This is a genomic window from Candidatus Woesearchaeota archaeon, assembly GCA_016214075.1.
Lineage (GTDB): Archaea > Nanobdellota > Nanobdellia > Woesearchaeales > DSVV01 > JACRPI01.
In genome coordinates this window covers 22,468-44,446 of sequence record JACRPI010000011.1, presented here as the reverse complement: position 1 = coordinate 44,446, position 21,979 = coordinate 22,468, and the positions used below count along the sequence as shown (strand labels likewise).

The 21,979-nt window shown below is 40.2% G+C and carries 19 protein-coding genes and 1 tRNA gene; 7 read left to right on the top strand and 13 right to left on the bottom strand.

Annotated features, from left to right (window positions below):
• Position 1: 1 nt before the first annotated feature.
• The 7 genes from HZC31_02315 to HZC31_02285 all read right to left on the bottom strand — a co-directional run bounded on the left by HZC31_02315 (position 2) and on the right by HZC31_02285 (position 7,460).
• A complete protein-coding gene (locus HZC31_02315; GenBank protein ID MBI5002193.1) occupies positions 2-868 on the bottom strand; it encodes a YegS/Rv2252/BmrU family lipid kinase in 867 nt (288 codons plus the stop codon).
• A 1-nt stretch (position 869) separates the two neighbouring features.
• Positions 870-1,031 carry a hypothetical protein gene (locus tag HZC31_02310; GenBank protein MBI5002192.1) on the bottom strand — a complete coding sequence of 54 codons (162 nt, stop codon included), beginning with the start codon at positions 1,029-1,031 and terminating at the stop codon, positions 870-872.
• A gap of 12 nt (positions 1,032-1,043) precedes the next feature.
• Positions 1,044-2,165, bottom strand: a complete 1,122-nt coding sequence (locus HZC31_02305) for a hypothetical protein (GenBank protein ID MBI5002191.1) — start codon at positions 2,163-2,165, stop codon at positions 1,044-1,046.
• A 24-nt stretch (positions 2,166-2,189) separates the two neighbouring features.
• A complete protein-coding gene (locus HZC31_02300; protein ID MBI5002190.1) occupies positions 2,190-4,064 on the bottom strand; it encodes a hypothetical protein in 1,875 nt (624 codons plus the stop codon).
• 70 nt (positions 4,065-4,134) lie between these two features.
• Positions 4,135-5,340 carry a hypothetical protein gene (locus HZC31_02295; GenBank protein ID MBI5002189.1) on the bottom strand — a complete coding sequence of 402 codons (1,206 nt, stop codon included), beginning with the start codon at positions 5,338-5,340 and terminating at the stop codon, positions 4,135-4,137.
• Complete coding sequence (gene pcn / locus HZC31_02290; protein ID MBI5002188.1) at positions 5,333-6,076, bottom strand: proliferating cell nuclear antigen (pcna); 744 nt, start codon at positions 6,074-6,076, stop codon at positions 5,333-5,335. The genes HZC31_02295 and pcn overlap by 8 nt, the downstream gene beginning before the upstream one ends.
• Positions 6,077-6,149: 73 nt before the next feature.
• Positions 6,150-7,460 carry an MBL fold metallo-hydrolase gene (locus tag HZC31_02285; protein MBI5002187.1) on the bottom strand — a complete coding sequence of 437 codons (1,311 nt, stop codon included), beginning with the start codon at positions 7,458-7,460 and terminating at the stop codon, positions 6,150-6,152.
• Between the two features lie 88 nt (positions 7,461-7,548).
• On the opposite strand from HZC31_02285, the gene HZC31_02280 reads away from it, so the two are divergent.
• Positions 7,549-8,283, top strand: coding sequence for a hypothetical protein (locus HZC31_02280; protein ID MBI5002186.1), 735 nt, complete (start codon positions 7,549-7,551; stop codon positions 8,281-8,283).
• A gap of 21 nt (positions 8,284-8,304) precedes the next feature.
• Here HZC31_02280 and HZC31_02275 read toward each other — a convergent pair.
• The 6 genes from HZC31_02275 to HZC31_02250 all read right to left on the bottom strand — a co-directional run bounded on the left by HZC31_02275 (position 8,305) and on the right by HZC31_02250 (position 16,909).
• A tRNA-Leu gene (locus HZC31_02275) sits at positions 8,305-8,388 on the bottom strand.
• 233 nt (positions 8,389-8,621) lie between these two features.
• Positions 8,622-8,972, bottom strand: coding sequence for a hypothetical protein (locus HZC31_02270; protein MBI5002185.1), 351 nt, complete (start codon positions 8,970-8,972; stop codon positions 8,622-8,624).
• Positions 8,973-9,002: 30 nt separating this feature from the next.
• A complete protein-coding gene (locus HZC31_02265) occupies positions 9,003-9,230 on the bottom strand; it encodes a hypothetical protein (protein MBI5002184.1) in 228 nt (75 codons plus the stop codon).
• Between the two features lie 14 nt (positions 9,231-9,244).
• Positions 9,245-10,144 carry a hypothetical protein gene (locus HZC31_02260; GenBank protein ID MBI5002183.1) on the bottom strand — a complete coding sequence of 300 codons (900 nt, stop codon included), beginning with the start codon at positions 10,142-10,144 and terminating at the stop codon, positions 9,245-9,247.
• 159 nt (positions 10,145-10,303) lie between these two features.
• Positions 10,304-10,837, bottom strand: coding sequence for a hypothetical protein (locus tag HZC31_02255; protein ID MBI5002182.1), 534 nt, complete (start codon positions 10,835-10,837; stop codon positions 10,304-10,306).
• Between the two features lie 3 nt (positions 10,838-10,840).
• Positions 10,841-16,909 carry a hypothetical protein gene (locus HZC31_02250; protein ID MBI5002181.1) on the bottom strand — a complete coding sequence of 2,023 codons (6,069 nt, stop codon included), beginning with the start codon at positions 16,907-16,909 and terminating at the stop codon, positions 10,841-10,843.
• A 433-nt stretch (positions 16,910-17,342) separates the two neighbouring features.
• Between HZC31_02250 and HZC31_02245 the strand changes: the two genes are divergently transcribed.
• From HZC31_02245 to HZC31_02220, 6 genes are all read left to right on the top strand, one after another.
• Complete coding sequence (locus tag HZC31_02245) at positions 17,343-18,404, top strand: hypothetical protein (protein MBI5002180.1); 1,062 nt, start codon at positions 17,343-17,345, stop codon at positions 18,402-18,404.
• 1 nt (position 18,405) lies between these two features.
• The gene (locus HZC31_02240) at positions 18,406-18,888 is read left to right on the top strand and encodes a hypothetical protein (GenBank protein MBI5002179.1); all 483 of its coding nucleotides are present in this window, start codon (positions 18,406-18,408) and stop codon (positions 18,886-18,888) included.
• Positions 18,885-19,421: a hypothetical protein gene (locus HZC31_02235; GenBank protein ID MBI5002178.1), complete on the top strand. Its 537-nt coding sequence runs from the start codon at positions 18,885-18,887 to the stop codon at positions 19,419-19,421. The genes HZC31_02240 and HZC31_02235 overlap by 4 nt, the downstream gene beginning before the upstream one ends.
• A 67-nt stretch (positions 19,422-19,488) precedes the next feature.
• Positions 19,489-19,761, top strand: a complete 273-nt coding sequence (locus tag HZC31_02230; protein ID MBI5002177.1) for a hypothetical protein — start codon at positions 19,489-19,491, stop codon at positions 19,759-19,761.
• Positions 19,762-20,282: 521 nt separating this feature from the next.
• A complete protein-coding gene (locus tag HZC31_02225) occupies positions 20,283-21,104 on the top strand; it encodes a hypothetical protein (GenBank protein MBI5002176.1) in 822 nt (273 codons plus the stop codon).
• A 13-nt stretch (positions 21,105-21,117) separates the two neighbouring features.
• Complete coding sequence (locus HZC31_02220) at positions 21,118-21,969, top strand: hypothetical protein (protein ID MBI5002175.1); 852 nt, start codon at positions 21,118-21,120, stop codon at positions 21,967-21,969.
• The last annotated feature ends 10 nt before the right edge of the window (positions 21,970-21,979 follow it).

Below are 21,979 nucleotides of genomic sequence, written 5' to 3'. Positions count from 1 at the left end.
TTTATGGAACAAAAATTGCTATTGCTCGAGGAACACACGTTATTTTTACTGGTGTTTTTCCTATCAGCTCTGCATCGCAATGCACCATCGCATCTTTTCCTGTAATCTTTACTTTCTTAACTTTAAATATCTTAACATCGGAGAATGATGCATGTTTCTTTGTTGCAAGACCAAGACAATATTTAAATTGATTCATAACGTCTTTGTTTTGGAAAACAATGACATCAAGACTTCCATCATCTGGCCGAGAGTTTGGCACTATTTCTAAGATTCCCGAGAATTTGCCTATATTACAGACTAGCGCATAATAACAAGAAACTTTTTTTCCTGAAAAATGCAATGTGAGCTCCTGCGGATCATGCGTCAAAATTGTTTTTACCAAGGCAACAGGGTATGCAATCTCTCCAAATATTTTTTTCAGAAGCGGTTCAACATTCCTATACATTGCTGCATCTACCCCAACACCTGCACCAATAAGGAAATACCTGTGATTTGCTTTTCCTACATCAATATGCTGTCTTTTCCCCTTCTTTATGATGTTAAGCGCCTTGTCTATATCTCCAGGAATGCCAAAGGATCGGCCAACCATATTTGAGGTTCCCAATGGAATTATTCCTATTGTTTGCTTCTTCTGCCGTGGATTCTTCATCAGTCCATTAAGGACTTCGTTAATTGTGCCATCGCCCCCCGCAATAAGAATTCTCTCTGCACCTGTTTTTTTCGCAAACAACGCGGCATCTCCTTTCTTCGCTGTCTTCATCACACTAATTGCTGGAAATACTGCAAGCGTTCTTTCAATAAGATGCACTACACTCGCTGCTGCTTTTCCTGAAGCAGGATTGATAATAAGCAGTGTCTTTGCCTGCATGTTATTTCATTCTCTTTTTCTTTTTCTCCGAACGCATTTGCTGGATATCTTCTTCTTTCGTATACCGCTCATGGATTGGAAGATCTGATTTCTCATCTACTTCAAAAATATTTTCATACTCTTCCCTAATTTTTTTTCGTAATTTTTTGAATAGATCATCCATAATACTTACCTTTTATTTTATTACAAGACTGCTCTCTTTCTTAAACATGACATTGGTCACGACTTCATCAATCTCGTACTCTAACCACCCTGCTTCCAAAAGTGCTTCTTTGATTTCATCAAATGAAAGTCCTTCCTGGTATGCCTTGTACACATATGTTTCTAACTCTTTAAGCTGATCCCGCACAATGTCTTCTTTTGATTTTTGGTGGAAAAACTTGTAGATTCTTCGTCTATGCATTTCCCGTGCCGCGATAACTGTGCCAAGAATCGCACCAACTACAAGATTTATGAGAAGGATATATTTTATGAATGTATTTGTTGTCTGCTCGACTTCTTGTTTTATTTCTTTTATTTTTTCCGCATCAATATTTATTCCTGTGACTGCGCCCGTAATTCTCTCCAGTGGTTCTGCAAGGAAGGATTCTTCTTCTTCAGCTTCTTCTCTTGTTTCTTCTTCTCGTAATGTAAGATCTTCTACAGTAATTGTTATTTTTCTTAACTCTGAAACATTGTCAAGGGTAATTGCCATATCGGCAACTCCATCTCCATCAAGATCTATCTCTTCTGTTTCTCCTTCTTCTATTTCTACTACTATTGTTGTTGACTCTATTGTGAGCACCGCAGATGTATCACTTACCTCTGTAATCTCGATTGTGTGCGGCTCTCCATTGATGATGACCGTAAGTTTGTCTCCTACAATCAGCGCATATGTATCTCTCGATGAAGAACCTCCACCTCCACCACCTGATGAAGGAACACCTCCTCCTTCTTCTTCAACCTCTTCTTCTTCTTCTTCTACTGTTGGTTCTTCATCTTCTAACTCTGGCCCCATTGTCAGAACAAGAATATCACCCACCGCACTCACTCCAAATCCTGCTGTCGCAACATCTATCACCCCTGTTGCATTTGCAAGCGGACCACCCCAACTAAAAAGAACGGCACTCCAGCTTGGTTCATCTCCTACAGGAGTATAATTCACTTCCCTTTCCACAATGTTTCCAAACGCACTGTCACTACTGAAAACATGCCTCTCATCAGTGTTGGTGGTTCCATTAAAAATTATTGCAAAAACATTTGGAGAAAAAGCTAGAAGAAAAAGAAAAATGATTCCTAATAAAGATGTTTTTTTCATGTTTCATTTTTGACTAAGCCGATTTTATGTTCCTGTCTGTGAGCCCACTAATATGCCTTCTGAATTATCACAATTTATTGGAGGGAGACTTGCTATCCTCAATGATGTATTTGTAATAAACAAATAATTCAACTGCCCTGTCTCATTTCCTAAGGCGATGTACGCACATCGATTTGCTGCTGCAGCTCCTGCAGGCGCATTAATATCTAAATGGTGTTGATCTGCATTCCCTGTTGCTCCAATAGTCACGTTTGCTCCAAAGAAACCCTTCCCACTTGAAACGTTTAATGCGTCGTCTGTGTCTGTGCTTAAAACAGTGAGTGTTCCAGAAGCACCACTACCTATTCGCATATCTCCAACAGGAGTAATGTTGAAAACTTTCTTTACTGTAAAGATGGCATTAGCATCTCCGGGGATAAACTGCATGAAATCGTTTTGACCAACGTTTGCAGAATAACCACCTGAAATATTTAATGCATCATCAACATCAGTATTTAAGATAGTCATTGTTCCATTTGTTTTGAGATTTCCTGTTGTTCCACTCACGTTGAATCCTGAATTAACAGACAATGCTGGTCCATTAAGACTGTTTATTATGATGTGACCATTTTGCGTAATAGTGGGCTGTGTGGTAATAATGTTAAGATCACTAATCACCAAATTAGCAATCTTAAACTGAGATCCTGGACTGCCTTGCCCCATAATTAAACCACCAGATATATTCAACGCGTCATCTGTATCGGCATTCAGAATAGTCATTGTTCCATTTGTTCGTAATGCGCTATTCGTACCGCTGATGTTAAAACCACTATTTATACCGAATGCAACAGATTCGCTACTCCTCATAATTATTTCTCCTCCTGCATTAATGACTGCTTGCGTTACTATTGTTCCTGAATCACTTATTGTAAACCCCCTATTTCCTACACTAAATTGTGACGAGATCTGACCAGTACCAATAACCGCCATGCCTCCTGTCACGTTGATTGCGGCATTAGTGCTTGTATGTTCTACACGGATCGTTCCATTTGTCCGCAAAGATTCATCTGTTCCGCTTATATTGAAACCATTGTTAAGAGTAAACGCAGGACTAAGAGAAGGATTCTGGATACTGATACTTCCATTTGTTGTTAACGCTTCATTGGAGCCACTGACGTTAAAGCCGTTGTTTATGTTAAATACAAAAGGTGCGAGACCCTTAATTATTACTGATCCATTTGTCTCAAGATTGCTCGTAGCTCCACTGATGTTGAAACCATTATTCACCGTGAATGCTGGAGCAGAAGTATAATTTTCCACACTGATCTGCCCTTTCGCGACCAAACCACCAGCTGTCAAATTCACCGCGTCATCTGTATCTGTATTGAGACTCGTTATCCTTCCCGCAGTTCTTATATCTCCTGTTGCAGCAGTTATATTCACCGTTCCATTAATTGAAATATTTCCGCCAAAGAAAGAACCACCATTACTTATGTTTAAGGCGTCATCGGTATCATTACTTGATGTAGAGAGTGGTGTTGTTAACGAGATATTTCCCACTGTACTCATAAAGACTTGACGCTCACTTCCATTAAAATCAAGATCTGTACTATTCATTGTTATATCCATATAATATTTTGTACCAAAGCGAAGAGAAAGTGGCTGCGATCCATTCCCAATCAGAATATCATACCGACCATTTCTAATAACTCCATGAAAATCAGTTGAGGAATTGTAGACAAGGTTTCCTCCACTCGCCGCATCATAAATCAAAATATCTAAATTTCCCACAGAAAGAAGTCCACCATTAATTCGCGCAGTTCCCTGCAGCGGCAATAAATGCTCTTCTGCTGCGCGAACTACCAAAGAAGACAGCACTACCAATAGAGCGAGAATTATGAGTGCAGACCTCTTTTTCATATAACGCCCCTTCCTCTTTCTCCAACTATTAGTTGATGGTAGAGATTATTTAAATTCTAGAAAAATTACTTTATAAATCTTTTGTTTTGTCTTCGTCGGATTCTACAATATTTTCCACATCTGTATTTCTATCTACATTAACTATTTGTTTTCCTTTGATAATGTTCACTATTTTCGCCCGTTTCAAATGCACTTTTGTCAGGGACCACACCGTCACTCCACTAATCAAAACGCCAAATAAAGAACCAATTAACGCAAGATTTTCCGATAGAATTTCGATGAATGTTTTATCTTCTTTTTGCGCACTTTCGAGCTCTGCCGCAACATTTTCTATCGTTGCCTGCGCCGCAGCAAGGTTTTTCTGAAATTCTTTTTCATCCTGCTCAATGACCGCAACCTGCGCCTGTCGTAAATACTCTTTTATTTCTAGCAAATCTTTGTCAATGCCGAAGACAAGATACTCTTGTTTTTCTTTTTCATAATACAACAGCTCAAGCGCATTATACCTTACCCTTGTTTCGTTCAACGCAGCAAGCGCGGCAGTCTGATTAAACAAAACAATTTCTTCTTCCTCTTGTTCTTCTTCTGTTACTGTTATTGAAACTATTTCTTGTGTTACAAGCGTTTTATTTGCGTATACTTTTACAATAATGTCATTGACCCCTGCATTTCCCGCAAGCACTTTCGTAAATGTATAATCCTTTTCTCCAGAAGGTAATGCTTCTATCGATAATGTTTCCAAAGTAGTTATACCATATCCGCTGACTTCTGCTTCCACATTAAAGAGTGCAACTGTTCCTGTATTTTTTACAAGGATGTTAAGCTGCTGTTCTCCTGTCTTTATTGTACTTGGCGTTACTTTTTCCACAACAAGTGTTGTCGTACATTCTTCTTCAGGCGCATAGCAACTTCCATCACTACAGATTGTACAGCCCACATCACACTGGAGCGCTGAACAAACAAGAACAGTTGTTGCGTTTTCTTGAGTTTGATTTATTTCAGTTGTGTTTGTTTCGATACTCTCTTCTATTGTTGTGTTTGTGCTTTCTGTTGTATTTGTACTCTCTTCAGCCAGATTAGGTTCTTCAAAAATATCGGATTGATTTCCTTCTGTTGTGTTTGTTTCATTTTCAGAAATAGTAAAATTATACTCTGTTTCGCTCGTTGTTTCATTACTGGATTGATTCTCCTGCGCAGAAACAAACGTCAGCGCTACAACTACTAAAACAAGAACCACAATCACTGAAAAAAAATGTTGTACAATATCTTTATTCATTTTCTACACGAGGCGCAAGAATAAAACTGAGCATCAGTTTATCCACTAATTTGTACTCCAACTTCAAAGGGTAATCTTTGTTGAATTGAATGGAGACACTTGGCACAAGCTTTCCTGCCGCAATCATTTTCTTCAAATATTCAACAGAATATTTCGCCTTGACTCTTTCTGCTTTTGTTGTCTGAATTACCGTTGTTTCATCTGCAGGAATTTCTATATGCGCTTTAGACATATCTCCTTCTGCAGAAACAGTAAACTTCTCGCTTTCTCCAATAAAGGAAACGCTTTCACCAACAATGTCCACGTCTTCAATCGCTTCCACAAGCTGCTCTGCATTTGTGGTAATTGTTAATGGGAAATTTAAATCAGGGATTTTTTGTTCGCGCTCATCTGCATCAATAATAGGAAGAGAAAACGTTCTCTTTGTTTTGCTCTTCAGTGTGACATCAAGCTTGTTGTCCACAACTTCCAATGTAATCATATCATTAGGTTTCGCACGCCTGAGCACTTGTTTGAGATTATTGAGATTCAAAGAAAGACGAACATCTTTTTCTACTTCATATTCCACGAAGCTACTTGCGAGAAGCCTAAAGATGACCATCGCAACATTCGCGGGATCCATCGCGACAAGTTCAATTCCTGTTTTTGTGATTTTGAAACGCGCTTCTGTGACTAATTCGCTGATAATAGAAATACTTTCCTTGAGATATTTTGGTTCTGCTAATGTTAATTTCATGGTCGTCCCTCTTCTATATTATTCTCAGTACTACTGAAAAAGTGAATCTCTGGTACTTTATAAAGATTTTTGTTTAAGAAATTTCATGCATCGTCCCATTTTTCGAATAATGGAGGAATTCATCACTATAGCTGAGTTCTTTTCCGATGCTGAGCAAATTTTTTTGCATTTCGAAAGGTCCATGCGCAGGAATAAGATGCTTTGGATGGAGCGCGCCAATAAATTCTTTGAGATCGTTTCTTGTTGCATGACCAGAGACGTGAATGTCTCTGAAAACAGTGACTTTTTTTCTTTCTAACTCTTCCTCAAGAACATACCTATTCTTAATATTTTCTTCATTTGGAATAACAGTTGATGAGAAAATAACCACATCGTTAGGCAGCAGCCTCAGTGGCAGTTGATTCATGGCAAGCTTTGTTAATACCGCGTTCGGCTCGCCCTGATGTCCTGTCGCGACGATAAGATAGTTATACTTATTTTCCATAATTTTGTTCAATCCTTTTTTGATTTGATCTCCGTACTTTATAATTTCAACGTCTTGAAAATCAGTCATGCCTTCTGCAATCGCAGCGGCTTCCACATATTTTGCCAACGAACGACCTATGAAGACTGTTTTTCTATTAATTTTTTTTGCGCACGCGAGGATTGTTTGTAAACGTGCAATGTGTGAAGAGAATGTAGAGATGACTACTACTTTATTTTCAAAATCGTTTTCTTCAAACACTGTTTCCAGCATTTCTTTTGCTTTTGCTTCTGATGGTGTTGGTTCTTCCTGATCTGCTTTAATGCAATCACAAATTAACGCAATTGGTTTATATTTTTGGAGCTTTACTATATCTGTTTTTTCTCCAAAGGTGGGAGTTTTGTCAATTTTAAAATCATTTGCGTAGAGGATAGTTCCTTGTTTTGTGGTGATTGCGACGATCACTGTCTGAATGACAGAATGGGTAACGGGGATGAGTTCTATTTCAAAATTTTTTGTTTTGTGGATTTTTCCTGTTTCCAATGTTTTTATTTTGTTCTGGATCTTCATGTAGTGATCCTGTGTAATTTTTTGCAGCACTTCTTTTGCGAAAGGGGTGCAAAGAATTGTGGCGTTGTATTTATTTTCTAAATAAGGAATTGCACCCATATGATCGAGATGCGCGTGTGATGGGATGATCGCCACTACTTTACTTTTATCTAACTTGCTGTCATCAGGGACTGCGCCGACTTGCATGAGCATTTCTTTACTCAAGGGGTTTTTTCCTTCTTTGTCCTGCAGCTTGATGTAGGGCTCTAAATGAAGACCCATATCGAGAATAATAATCTCATCTTCCGCTTCTATCGCAGTCATGTTTCTGCCTACTTCTTCATAACCGCCAATCGTATGTATCTTGATCATATTTAGAGAGTAAAACGCAGGTTGGTTTTTAAGGGTTGTGGGGGATTTGGGTGTTAAAATTTTAAAAGGGAAAAGCTCTACTCCCTTTATGAAAATACCTCCACTTACTGGATCAAATAATATGCACTGGAAAACACCTGAAGCAGGGGTTTTGTTTTCGAAACCTGGCTTTATTACTTCTGGTTATGACATGCGGATTCTTGCTCTTGCTCGAGGGAAAACATATCATACAGAGAAAGGATTTTCTGTGATTGTCAACATGCTTCGCGGAAGCATTTCTATTGGTGCGCAAATGCTTGCTGCTGTTCCTGAAAAAAGATATGATATTGCGCAGTACCATTCTTCCACTGCTCTTCATGCAGAAGAAGAGAGTCTTGCATTTCTCTGTTATGAACGTAGTTCTGGCGAAGTGTATGAGCCTCTTTCTGGCCTTGAGATGAAATGGATCGAACCAGCACCTGGCTGTCATCGAACAGATCCAAAGATTGAAGTTGACGGGATTCGCATTAATTTATGGTATCTTGTACCAAACAAAAATGGAGGTATTCACAATCATGCTGAAAATCAAGGACATAATATTGGAGATTCAAACGTACAATTTGTTGAGTGGCACACGCAACTTCGCGGCAATGGCTGGATGGTGAAATATCATTCACAAAATGAAGGAACCGAATACGAAAGGATTCCAATGAAGATTGGTCATGCACATCCACTTTTTTCTACTGTTGAAAAAGGAGTTATTCATTATCCCTGGCACGCATACGTGACTGGTGACCAAGGAGCATTGTTTGTTGCGTTTGAGGATACTAAAATTAGAAGATAATTTCTTGAAAAAAATATAAAATGCGGATGACAGGACTCGAACCTGCGTAAGCACTAAGCTAACAGTTCTTGAGACTGTCCCGTTTGACCACTCCGGCACATCCGCAATATCTAATCATTGAGAACAAATTACTAATTTATAAAAGTATTCTCTCATTTTCTTTGAATAGATTACTCCACAAACCGCAGAAAAATATTCGCTCAGCAAAGACTTCCATCAGAATCCATCCATTTTTTATTTATATAAAAAAAGACATGAGGATTCAAAAAAGCAGTAGGGCGATTAAGAGAAGAAGATTACACTATAAAAGAAAACGATTAAAATTTAATCCTCAAAACCTACTTCAACACGCGTAATTCTTCTTCCAACTTTTTAATTTCAGAATTTAATTGTTCTAACTCAATCTGCGTCACATGCGCCAAAGGAGATGCTTTTGCTCTTTCTGGAATGCCTTTCACTGTCGGCAAACATGCACGAAGCTTTCCTGCCAACTCGCGAATCTGAACAGTCGTTGTTTTTAACTGCTCAATTTTGCGCAACTTTTCTGCTTTGAGCTTCTTGTATTTTTCATAACTCTTCATTCCTTCCAAAATCTGCTGCGACGCCTCTAACAAATTCTTTCGCACGTCCTTTGGCTCAGGAACATTGATGAAAAATAATTCTTCACTCATTGCTTGTTTTTTTGCCATGGTTTTCTCTCGAGGATTTATGTTTCTACATTACATCTCTTCTGGTTCTGTTATTGTATTATCAATAAAATGAATTCTATTTTCTATTTCTGCGACTACTGTTTGCCAGATTTCTAACTCTACATCTTCTTCCTGCTTTAATTTTCTAATTTCATTCAACGTGTCTTTCGCGCTCATTAATTGCGCTTTTAACGTATCCACTAACGCAAGGATATTCTTGTACTCTTCAAGTTTTACATACACTGGTTTTTGTGCCATAGATTTTCACCTGATTATGCTTTGAATAATAATTTATCAATTTCCGCAATGCGCATTTCCATTGATTGCTGAAACGCCTGCCACTTGACCATTTGCTCGATTTCCTGCTCATTCAGATCTGTCAAACGGAACGCAGTATCTTTCGCCAACGCAAGATCTTCACCCATATTCACGAGCTGCTCGCCTACTTCATACAACGTAGCGACAGTAATGAATTGCTTGGAAATATGCGAACTTTCTTTTTTTAGCTGAGGAATTGCACGCTCTTGCGACATAAATTGGTATGGCTTTTCTTCTTCTTCTTCTGGATGAAGTTCTGGATGCTCTTCTTGATGCATCTGGGGCAGATGTAATAATTCCTGTGTCACGTCAAAAGGAATTTCTCCATGCTCTGTGCTCTCGCTGCTTTGCCCTGCTCTTTCAGGACCATAATAAAATTTGAATTGTGGTTGTTGTGGTTCTTGTGCGCCACCAAAGAGCGTTACTTGAGGCATTTCTGAAACACTTTGCTGTTGTCCTTGCCCTTGCGGTGTTGCCATCTCTTCTGGCGGCGTTGGCATCGGCATTTCTTCAGGCACTTCTCCGTATTGCGCATTCATGTCTGCTCCAGGAGGCATTCCGATTGGAGGAATTTGTGCCCCTGGCGCAAAGGACGGCGCACTTGGCTGAAACTGTGGCACTGCGCGCTGCTGAGACATTGGAAAATTCATTGGTTGTTGAGAAAATTGTTGTGCAGGAGGGAATTGCGGATATTGTGGAGAAGATCCTTGCGATTGTTGTGGTGCAGGAGTATACTCTTCAAATCCTGGCGCTGGCTGCATTGGACCTTGCACTGCCTCTGGCATCGGCGGTGTTTCTAAGTCTTGGACTGGTTTTGCTGCTTTCTTCTTCTTAAACGCATCAAATAATCCCACAAAAACACCCCTTTCGTGCTCTTTTTACAACTCCTGCAGTATGAGTAACGGAATGACTATTTTTATGTCCGTTACTGGAATAGTAAACAACATTTTCTTCTTATGTCGAACTTTGTTGTTTACTATATTAAAAGCTTTTGCACTATTGGAAAGGAGTACTTAGCTCCATTCTTCAATCAGCGCGCGGTCTCCTTTTCCTGTCATCTTCACTTGTAAAATATGATCTGTTGTGTCTATACACAAATAATTTTGATCTGCTGTTCCCACTTCTATTGCACCAAGATCAATGCCTACTTCAAGCTCATCGAACGGATCTGTATAAACATTTCTGCTTGTGTCATCTTGCCAGGCATTGCACATGAATAGATTATAATCTTCATGATCATTTTTACAAAGTCCTTCTTCTTGATAATAGATTGATGCGGCAGTAAATGTTTCATGCTGCACAAAACAGACTTTTAGTATTCCTACTGGAACAGAGAAGGTTAACTTCTTCCATTTTCCATACACAGGTCTATATTCATCTGCACTATTTTCAAGATCTGTCTTAAACTGGACAAGCTCGATCTGGTTGACTTTACTCCCCAGTTCCATAATATATTTAACGCCAAACAAAAGGAGTAGACCAATAATAACTATCGCAAGAATAAAGAAAAAGATTTCTGAAGTTTGCGCTTTTTTGTTCTTGCCCATGTTTTATTTCTTTCTTTCCTTGATTAATCTCTCTAATGCAGTAAATGATTTTGAAGGCTCTTTTTTCGCTGGCTTTTTGATTACAAGTCCTTCACCCAATTTCTTTGGCGCTTCTTTTTTTTTTGTCGCTTTTTCCTTTGTTTCTTTTTCTGCAACAGCTTTTGCAGGCGCTGCTTTTTCAGCAGGTTTTTTCTCTTGGAGTTTTTCACCAAGAGCTCCTTTTGGTTTTTCTTCAAACGCGCCAAAGATTTTATCGCGTGTTTGTTGCTTCTGCTGCAATATTTTTTGCAGCGATGGTTTTTGCACTGACGGCATTTGTATTCGTTGTGGTAATTTTTTCAAGGTACTTAGCGAAGGTAATCCTTTTCCAAGACTGCCAAACGCGTTAAATGAAGGAGGTAATTTTCCTTTTTTCTTCATATAGTAAATATATCCATAATATCCGCCAGCACCTGTGCCGATAATTAAAAGAATAATTAGGACCCATGTCCAGATACTCCATCCTTCTTCATCTGCGCTTTCTTTCGATGCTGCAGGACTGGTTTGCAAGGTTACATCTTCACATGTATCACAGCTTCCGCCACAATCTGTGCCTGTTTCGTCTCCATTCTTCACGCCATCATCACAACTCGAAGCAGTACAAATCTTGGAGGTACAATATCCTGACGCGCAATCTCTGTGATAGACACAACTCATTCCTTCACTGCACGCTTCACAGTAATTGCCACCACAATCGATATCACTTTCTCCTTGGTTGATAATGCTGTCTGTGCATGTTGCTTCTGCGCAAATGCCATTTTCACAATTGACGCTGACACAGTCTGTGCTTACTTCACACATACTTCCTGCTTTACACGCATCACAACTGCCACCACAATCGACGTCTGTCTCATCATCATCTTGCACGCCATTCGCGCACGCATGATAATCAATTTCTCCCACTGTTGACGCGTTGAGATCATCATCTGTGCCAGAACCACTCGCGTCAATAAAGACCCCATCGCTAGAGCTTGTGCTGCTCCATAATCCTACTTCATTTTGCGCTTTGACATTCCAATAATACGTGGATTGATTCTTGAGATCTAACGCATCGACAAGCGCGGTTTCATTATCTGTATACGTCCACGTCACTGTATCATTGTACGTTGCTTTCGTGCCAATGGAATAGACATATTCTACAATTTCTGTTAAGCTGTCGCTTGCGCTCCACGTTGCTGAAAGTGATGTATTAGAATAACTGACATCACCATCTTCAATGAAATCAATCACTGGCGCTGTTGTATCCACTGGGAACGTAAAGTAATCTGTTTTTTCTCCATCGACAAACCAGCACGTGAAATAATATGTGTAATTACCATCCGCACTGACTGTTATGCTTCCTGTTTTGTATTGTTTTTCGCTTACTGCAGTCATTGCACTCGTTGTTGCATCTTCGCTTGTTCCATACGTACAACTGCTTGCGCTTCGTGTGGTGCCAATGTTTATCGTAAATGTTCTATTGCCGCTTGCTTCTGGCGAAATGAGATAGATGCCTGACGCTGCACTGCTGTCAATGCTGAACGCAAGACTTTCTGTTTCTGACGTCATATACGCGCCATTCTGGCACGCGACATACAATGTGTATGACGTGAGATCATCCACATCTTCAATGGTATCACTATTTTCTGTTGCGTACGCTGCGTCATCATAGCCTGTAAATTTATCCATTCCTGTACTAAATCCGTCGCCGCTGTCGAAACTATATTTGCATTTTGTGCGATCATCTGTCGTGACGAGGAGTTGCACATTTAATGGAGACTCCACAACACTCGGTGGATCTTTGCCATCGCTATTAATGATTTCAATATCTTTAATTACTGGTTTTGTACTGTCGTATTCCAGGATTAATCGTTCCGCATATTCGACGCCGTTTACTAAAAGACATTTCACATACACATATTCTTCAATGCCGTCTTTTGATTCATCAATAGAATATGGCGCGCTGTAGAGATATTCTCCACTTGTGTCGCTTGCGACTTGATTGAGTGCAATCGATTTGTTCAGACTTGCATTATTTTTACTGTAGCCACATATTTCTGCTTCAAGATAGGTTCCAATGACAAAGTCAAAGTCTGTTTCCTCAGAAACACCATTCGCCGGCTCTTCAATCCAGATTGCCGCTTCGCCTAATTCTGTGGTGTATCTTACACGAACTGTTTCTTCATCTGTTGTCGCCCCTGAGCGATCTGTTCCATACACCGTGATATAATTGTATGTGCTTTCGTTTGCTTCTAAGGAAAGATCCACTGTTGTGCTAAATCCGTCGCTCGCGTCGTCTGTGTAGGTGACTTCTGTTCCATCTGTTTGTTTCACTGTTATTGTCACTGTGTTTATCGCAGTGCCTTCTGTTGCATCACTGTCTTCGACTGTTCCAGTGACTGTGACATAGGGCACAAACACACTTTCTCCATCGCTTGGACTAGAGATGATAAGTTCTGGGTCATAACTATCCACTTTTATTTCTGTGCAGGAAACATCTTCTTCAAGACCACCCATCTCTAAATAGGTTGCTTCTGTGCTGTAATAGCAGAGATTTAATCTGCTCACATCACTGAGGTTGTACTCAATGGAATCTGTTGGATCATATTCGTCTGTTGGATCACATTCTTCAGTGTCGAGGCAATAATATGTTTCTTCACAACCAAATCCATATTCCGGATCATCTGCGCAGGAAAGGTACATGTCGAGTTCTTCTCCTGTGTAAAATGCTGCAAAGTCAAACTCATTTCCAAAGCTGTCTACTACTGTTGTTGTTGGCGCAGTGTCATCATAGACAAACGAAATTTCATCATCTGCTTCTGTGCCATCATCTAACTCACATTTTACATCAAAGAAATATAATCCATTATCTGTCAATGTCCAGTCTCTTGTGTGCAGGTAATACCCGTCTGCACTTTCTGCTTCAAATCCTTCTTCCATGTCTTCAAAAGATTCTTCTTCGACATTTTCACTAAAGCCACAATCTGCGCTTTGCAATGTTTTGACTTCCAATGTTACTGTCGCATCATCGACGTAATATTCTGGGCTGCTATCAAAGATTGAGGTGTCTGCATCTACTCTCGCGAGGACAAACGCATCGCCTGTATTTCCTAAACTATCTGTGCACGTGACTGTGTACAAATAATATCCATCGCTGAGGTCTTCGAATTTTGACACAAAGTGATCATTATATTCTTCTTCAAATCCGCTTTCTCCTGTTTCAAAAGAGTCTGTACAATACGCTTCTTCATCCACACTGACATCGAATGTTAATGCAGATTCGTCGTATGGCTCGCTTGTGTCCACAGAAACATAATAATCAATGATGATTGTTGGCGCCTGCTTGTCCACTTCAAATGAATACTCTTGGACGACTTCAAGGTTCTCTGAATAATCTTCTGCATAATAATACAACGCGTATGTCCCACTGCCATCGCCAAGTTCTATACTTGCAAGTCCTTCGCTGGATAGTTCTGCTGCCGTATCTGGATAACATGAACTTCCATCATCGCTGAGGCAATAATACAATGCTTTGACCCCAGATCCTGCTGTGCCATCATCATCATAATCTGTGGCAAGAAGTGTGATATTGATTGCGCTCATTTTGTCCGCAGTGAGAACGATTGTTGATGGAGGAGTCATGTCTTCTTGTCCATCATCTTGTGCACCATCGCCATTTGCGTCTTTGTAACATTCTTCGCCATTCCAGTAGCAGAGACCGAGCCCTAACGTGTCTTGACTTTCAACAATAATTTCATTGGTGTCTTCATCAATCTCTACATTATAATCTCCACTACAACTTGCGGAATCTTCGTACGCAGTACAGGTAAAATCTCCAATATCTGTACACTGATTTGTTAAGCCACTGAGATAACACGTCGCATCTTCGACGCCAAACTCTTCACATCGTGTTGCTGTGCACGCGTCAAAGATGCCATTCTTCACCGCGTCATTGCACGCATCACAGCGCGCATAGTCTGCTGTTTTTTCTTTGCAAATGCCGTTGGAAATTCCATCGCCACTGCTGAACTCAATCCAATCGCAATCTCTTTGGAGGCATTTGTTATTGTAGCCTTCTGCATTATATTGTTCTGCGCACGCGCTTTGACTTCCATAATCATAACAACTGCTGACATCTGCGCATTCTTGGAATGAATCCGTTGTTGTTAATGTATAATCATAATAACACATTGGAATTGCGCTGCAGAGATAGCCATCATACGCATCGTCATCGTTATAGAGATATGTTGTATCAAGAATTGCATAGATTCCTAATGGATCACCGCAAGTTGCACAATCACTCTGATATTCACAACTTGTCGTGCCATCACTATACGGACCAATGCACATATAATCAGAACCATATTCCACGTGACAATTTTCAATATAACTTACTTTATTTTCTGATGTACAACCCACACGATAAATCAATTCTTCACTCATGCCATCATACGCGTCAATGCAAAACTCGCTGGTGGTCATCTGCTGACACCACGCATCGCCACTGTCTTCTATGCAAGAAGGTTCTGAATATGTGCTTGTACCATCAGGATAGACTGCTTCGACGACATAACAATAATATTGATTTACTCCAACTGTCGTGTCTGTATATTCCCACGCATCTTCAATGTTTGCGCCAACAATATCTGGATATGCTGTTTCAATTTCCGCATCTGTTAAATCCGTGATATCTGTTGTGCAACTTTCTCCTGTGCAACGCCTGAGATTAAATTCTACAGAACAGGAAAGCGACCAACTGATTGTTAATTGTGCTTCTCCTAATGTATATTCGATCGCATCAATTTCTGGATCAATAGGTGTTGTTTCACACGCACAACTACCGCAGGTTTCATACGTCCCATCTCCTTCGCAGTCATTTACATTAGTCGTGCTACAACAAACATACGTGCCGCCATAAGAGAATCCTTTACTTGCGCCATCTTCACTTAAGCAACTGCTGTCTTCTCGCGAAGAACCACACGCGGTTTCATAACAATCCAAATCATCGCAATTATTTAATCCATCGCCATCTTGATCTGTGGAATCATCACATACTTCTGGTTCGAGACCACAAGAGCTGGTGACATCGCATGAACTCCATGCTCCGCTTTCGCATGTTTCATACATCAAACACCCTGTGCCTGATTCTACACCACAATATTCGCGTTCTCCTTCTGTACAGACTGCATCACTGCTGCTTTGACAAACGCCATCTATGCAGTAATTTCCTTCTTCACAATATGTTCCGTCTTCTTCGCTCGTGACATAACAATTACACGCAGTGCTGACTTCTCCCTCGCTACATGCGTCAAGATCACCAAGTTCTTCGCTTGCGGTGTCTGCAGCGTAACAACCTGCATCATCAGGATAATCTGTATCGCCATCTCCATCATTATCTTCATCATCATCACATGCGTAGAGTGTTGTTTTTTCACTGCTGTCTGTCGCGCTGCTACATCCTGTGTCCAATGGATAATCTTCAAGTCCATCGCCATCATTGTCTACGCCATCCGCGCATTCGATATCTGCTTCTGTGTATGTTGCTGCGAGGTCTGAACATTCGCTGTCTGAGGTGATGCTACTGTCAAATGTTCCTTCGACGCTTATACTACAGAAACCTGATGAACTGATTACTGAGGTGAATGTCGCACCATCGTTATAGATACAGCATCCTTCTGTACATTGCGTGATTGCGCTACAGCCGTCAGTAACCCACGAACCACCATCATATTCACAAGTTCCTTGAAGAGATGAATCACTACATGTTTGTTCACTGTCGATATAACAACAACCCGCATCACTACAGAATCCACCAACACTACTACTCGTGCTGGAATAGAAATTATCTTCGCAATCGCTTTGATCTTCTGGCGCGCCATACTCTCCATAATAGTCTGCGCTTGAGGGACAGCAGTCTTCACTGTCTACTGTGCCACTACAATATGTGGATTCTCCTGGGTTTGCGCAATATCCCGCAAAAACAGAGAGAGAAGAGAGGATGAAAAGAATAAATATAGATATAAAAGTATAGAGTACTCTTTTTCGCACTGGCATTGACCCCTTTTTTAGACTGTTTTTTGTATTGAGAGTATTTATATGTTTCTTTTTTAAGGGAGCAGATTGTTTATTCTCTGTTTTTTTCTTTATGATTATGTTTCTTTATTAAACAAAAACAACAACAACGATGGCACAGACGGCCAACTTTTTGGCTTTCTTCTCCATCGTTACGCCAAAAAGCTTGTCCTACTCCACAAAATTTGTGAAACAAATTTTGTTCCGTCTGGCCATGTTGTTGTTTTTGTTTGACATTCTCTGGCACACAGGCTCGAGCGTTCCTGCGAGAGCCTGTGTGCTCAGACGCGAGCGTTAGTCGAGCGTCTTTTGAATTTCATTCCTTAAAAAACATGATTTATGTTATCCAAAACACAAGTAATAATAAGACATAATTATAAGAATAGATTTAAAGAAATACTCATCATAAAATACAATGCTCAGAAAAAACAAACGCGGACAAATTGATGTGCAATTCAACTGGATCTTTGTTCTTCTTATCGGCGCACTCATTCTCAGCTTCTTTGTCGGCGTCGCAATGTGGTACAAAGGAACACAAGAACAAAAAATTACTGGCGAAATAGTATTGCAACTTGAGTCCCTTATGAAAACCGCGCAAGAAAGCCCAAAAACTGCAATGACCACCACAATCCCTGACATCACCCTTTCTTTTACTTGTTCACCATATGATTGCAGCACGTTTGGCTGTCCTTCAGAGTTTTCTGGCGGCGGCATCGCACGATCCACAGAAACACAAGTGCTCTTTTCGCTCGGAGAACTTGAAGGAACAAACTTAATTACATGGTCGCTTGAGTGGGCGCTGCCCTACAAAATCGCAAACTTTCTTTACTTGACTACTGACGCTGCGCGTTATGTTATTGTGTATGATGATAGCCACAGCAGTGTTGCGTATACTGTGAATACACTCCTCGCAGAAAATAGTTATATCACTAAAGAGACAGTGAAAGTCGATAGCGCATCTGCGTTTAGTATTACCAACAAAAATGATGCTTATGTGCGTATTATTGCATTTCTCGATGCAAATTCGTTGTCTACTTCCACAATAGAAGATACACTCGGCGCACAAAGCGATGGAACATGGGACATTGTGTATGTTGATGGAGACGAAGACTCTGGAGAGATTACTTTTTATGATGGTACTACTGAATATGTGGGATTACCTTTGCTTGTTGGCGCACTTTTTTCCGCGAACAAAGATTTCTACACCTGCAATGTCCAGAAAGCGTTGTATCAAGCGGAATTTGTTGGCGCAGTGTATAGCGCACGAACTGCACAGCTTTATTCTGCATTTGAAGCTGATCCTGAACTTTCATACTGCACGTATTATTTTGAAGAGTCTATTCAAGACGCAATAGAAGCAATTCCTGAAGCGCTTGATCCTGAGAACACAGATATTATCGCAGTTCGGGACGCGGTGACGACTCTTGAAGACAATAATAAATACGCGCAAATCAAAGGATGCCCACGGGTGTATTGAGATGACGCAGAAAAAAGCACAACTAAAAACTGGAGAGACCATTATTGTGCTCATCATTTTCTTTATTCTTCTCGCAGGAGGAATGGTTTTTTACGCGAAGATTCAGCTGTTTACTGGCAAACAAGATTTACAGGAAGCGCAAGAGCTTGACGCAATCGCTGTCGAACAACGAGTCCGGCATCTTGCGGAAATTCCCTGCACTGTCGACGCAACTGTCGTCTTCGATTGTTATGATCTTTCGAAAATTGAAGCACTGCAAGAAACTATTGCAGACAATTCATTGTATTATAGTTCCATTGTTTTCAAAAACTCTGGTGTTGTGGTGACTTCTGTCTATCCTACTTCTGAAGAAGTTGTACTCTATGAATATCCTTACGCTGCAGAAAGCAGTGGCGCTCAACCGTTTCGGACACCTGTCACGCTCTATGATCCAGTAACCGACAGTTATAGTTTTGGCTACATTACTATTGAGGTGTATTCATGACTCGGAATAGCTTATTGAGGAGAGGACAAATTGAAATGATGGGGCTTATGATTATTGTCGTTATTCTTTCTCTTGCATTGCTTTTTGTGGTGAAAGTGGTGTTTACTTCAGAGAAGACTGATACGACGCAGAGTTATGAAACGAGCAAACTCGTGGAGTCTTTTGTCAATACATTGTTTCAAACGTCCTCTGGATGCACTGATGACACCACCATTCAAGATCTCCTTATCGATTGCGCGAAGAATCCATTTTCTGGAGGGAGTATTACTTGCGGGGATGGGCAAAATTCTTGTCCTTACGCAAATGCGACGATCGCAACAATTTTGTCGCAGACTCTTGATCAATGGGGATACGCGGATACAGGATATGAATTTGTTGCGATTGCACCCCCCAACCAACAAATTATTTATTATTCCAGTGGCAATTTGTCCGCGTCCATGGGCGGAACAACAGAACCTTTTGCATTACGATTGTATCCAAGCCAACAGGATTTGAACGTGTATCTTTGTATTGGAGGATGCGGGTTTAGCTGAAAATGTTATGTTTGTCAATAAGATTTAAATATCCTGAACTGCATGAGATAAGAAAAGAGGTGTTTTTATGAAACAATTTATGAAAAAAGGACAAGGCATGTCTATCAACGTTATTATTATTGCAGTACTTGCATTATTAGTGCTTGTTGTGTTGGCGTTTATCTTCACTGGAAAGATCGGACAATTTGCGACTACTACTGCGAACTGCGAATCCATTAGCGGCAATGTCTGCGATTACAGCTGCTCGTCTGGTTACGTGCAAGATAATTCTCGAAGTTGCTTAGACGATGATGGCGAAGTTGATAGCAGTCAAGTTTGTTGCATTCCTGTTATTGGTTGATTGATTTTTTTATTTTCTTTTCATTTTTATATTCTTATTTTCTGCTTGGTTTTATAGTTCAATAATACCCCATTGCTCACGCAATGGGTCCCCCTGACATTTTTTACTTTTGCTGGTGCGTGTATTTGCTTGTTGTTTGGCAACTATTCGCTTTACTGTTGCTTGAATCGCCTTGCAGTGCTTTTGAATCCCCAATCTTTTTTGAAGTGTTATTTGTTAAAATGAGAGAAAATGTCTGCAACACAATTGTGGAGCTCTTTATAGCCAAAGACATAAATAATCGAACAAAAAAGTCTTTGGCTGAATAGTTGAGGACATTAATAAGATTTGAATAAATGCGTCCTCAACTATATACGAAAATTTATATACGTCTCTTCACAGAAAATATGTATGGTTGATAAAAAAGCAATGACGGAAACACAAATGATTGTCCTTATTCTGTTTATTGTCCTTCTTATTATTCTCGTTGTTGGTGTAAAAGATAAATTGAGTATGATCTTTGGATTGTGATGTGAATAATTATGATACAAGGAAAAAAAGGAGAAGTGGAAGCGCAGAAAGTGACTATGGGTCTTCTTATTCTTGTTGTCATTGTTTTAGTTCTTGCGTTTTTTTCTGCTCGTGTTTTTGACTGGACAACAAGCAAAGGAGATGTCGAAAGCTGCAGACTTAGTGTTGTTGCTTCTGGCAAAATTTCGGATGTTAGCTTGGGCATTAGTACTCTTGATCTTGAATGCCCTCGAAAAAATATTGTTCTTTCTGCTGAATCCTACACTGTTGATGACAGTGAGAGAGATTATGCTTCTGAGAATGAAGAAGATTATTCTGCCAACGTGAAACAGGTTTTTGCTGAGGAGATGCGCGAATGCTGGTATAAAATGGGCGAAGGAGAGGTTGATCCTTTCGCTTCTTCATCCTTCACCTTTGATAGTGTTTGTGTGGTTTGCAGCCAGATCCATTTTGAAAATTCACCAAAAAAAGATGTTGGGAATCTATATGATTATCTTCAGGAGACGAAAATACCTCTCTCTCTACAGACACAAGAACCAATAACTTATTATGATTATTTTTACAAAGAGATGAAATATGCATTTACTGATCAAAATGAAATACTTCGGTTTTTCGGTATTTCGTCAGGCACGCCAGTAACAACAAATGTGTGGATTCAGGTGGGAGATGACCTCAACACTAAACCACTAACAACATCAAAAGATTATACTATCTTTTTTGTCAGTTTTATTCCCCCTAACAAAGATTTTTGGAAAGATCCAAGCCATGCAATTGCAGTTTACTCTACTGAAACACTTACTGGCACGGAAACTTGCGATTATATTTATTCCTAACATATCCCGAACCATGAAAACCAACAAAAAAGCAATGCAAATGGAATTTTTGTTAGGACTCATTATCTTAGGTCTTGTTCTCGTGGTGCTGCTGATCTTTTATCAGAAAACCGCAGCAGTGGGAACTGCGCAGAACATTCCTGACACCTGCAGAAAAAGCATTGAGATTAACGCAATCGGCAACATTGGCGGCATGGAACTCTATGACGAAGTGCAATGCCCCATAGAATATGTTTCTGTGGAAAGTGTTGATCCTGAGAAGATTAAAGAAGAAGCTGCTGACGCGCTTGCCCGCTGCTGGTATAAAATGGGTGAAGGACAATATGAAGTGTTTGAAACACAATTTGGCTCTACTCAATACTGCGTGCTCTGCAGTGTTTTGGAATTTGACAGCACACCACAAGAAATTTCTGGAGTTTTAGATTATCTCGACGATAATCCTGCACCGTTGTTGTATACGCACGAACCGATGTCTTACACTGATTATCTCCAAGGATTTCAATCTGATGACGCGCTGCAATTACTTTATGATAAAGAGACCGAAGATTCTGTTACTACAAAAGATGATTACGCAGTGTTGTTTTTGTATGGAAAAAAAGGATACATGAATAAAATATGGAGCACAGGAACTGGCGCTGGCGTTGGATTAGCAACTGGCGCTGTGCTTGTGTTCAGCGGCGTTGGATTGCCTGCTGGTTTATTGATCGCTGGAAGCACTGTCGCAGGAACTGCTGGTGGCTATGCGCTTGGCGCTGAGAAAACCGCGGACTGGGACAGCGGGATTTTGCTTTATCCATATACCACAGATGCGCTGAACCAATTGAACTGCGAAGTGTTGCCTGTGAAACAAGATAGAGCTTCTTAAAACGAATTAT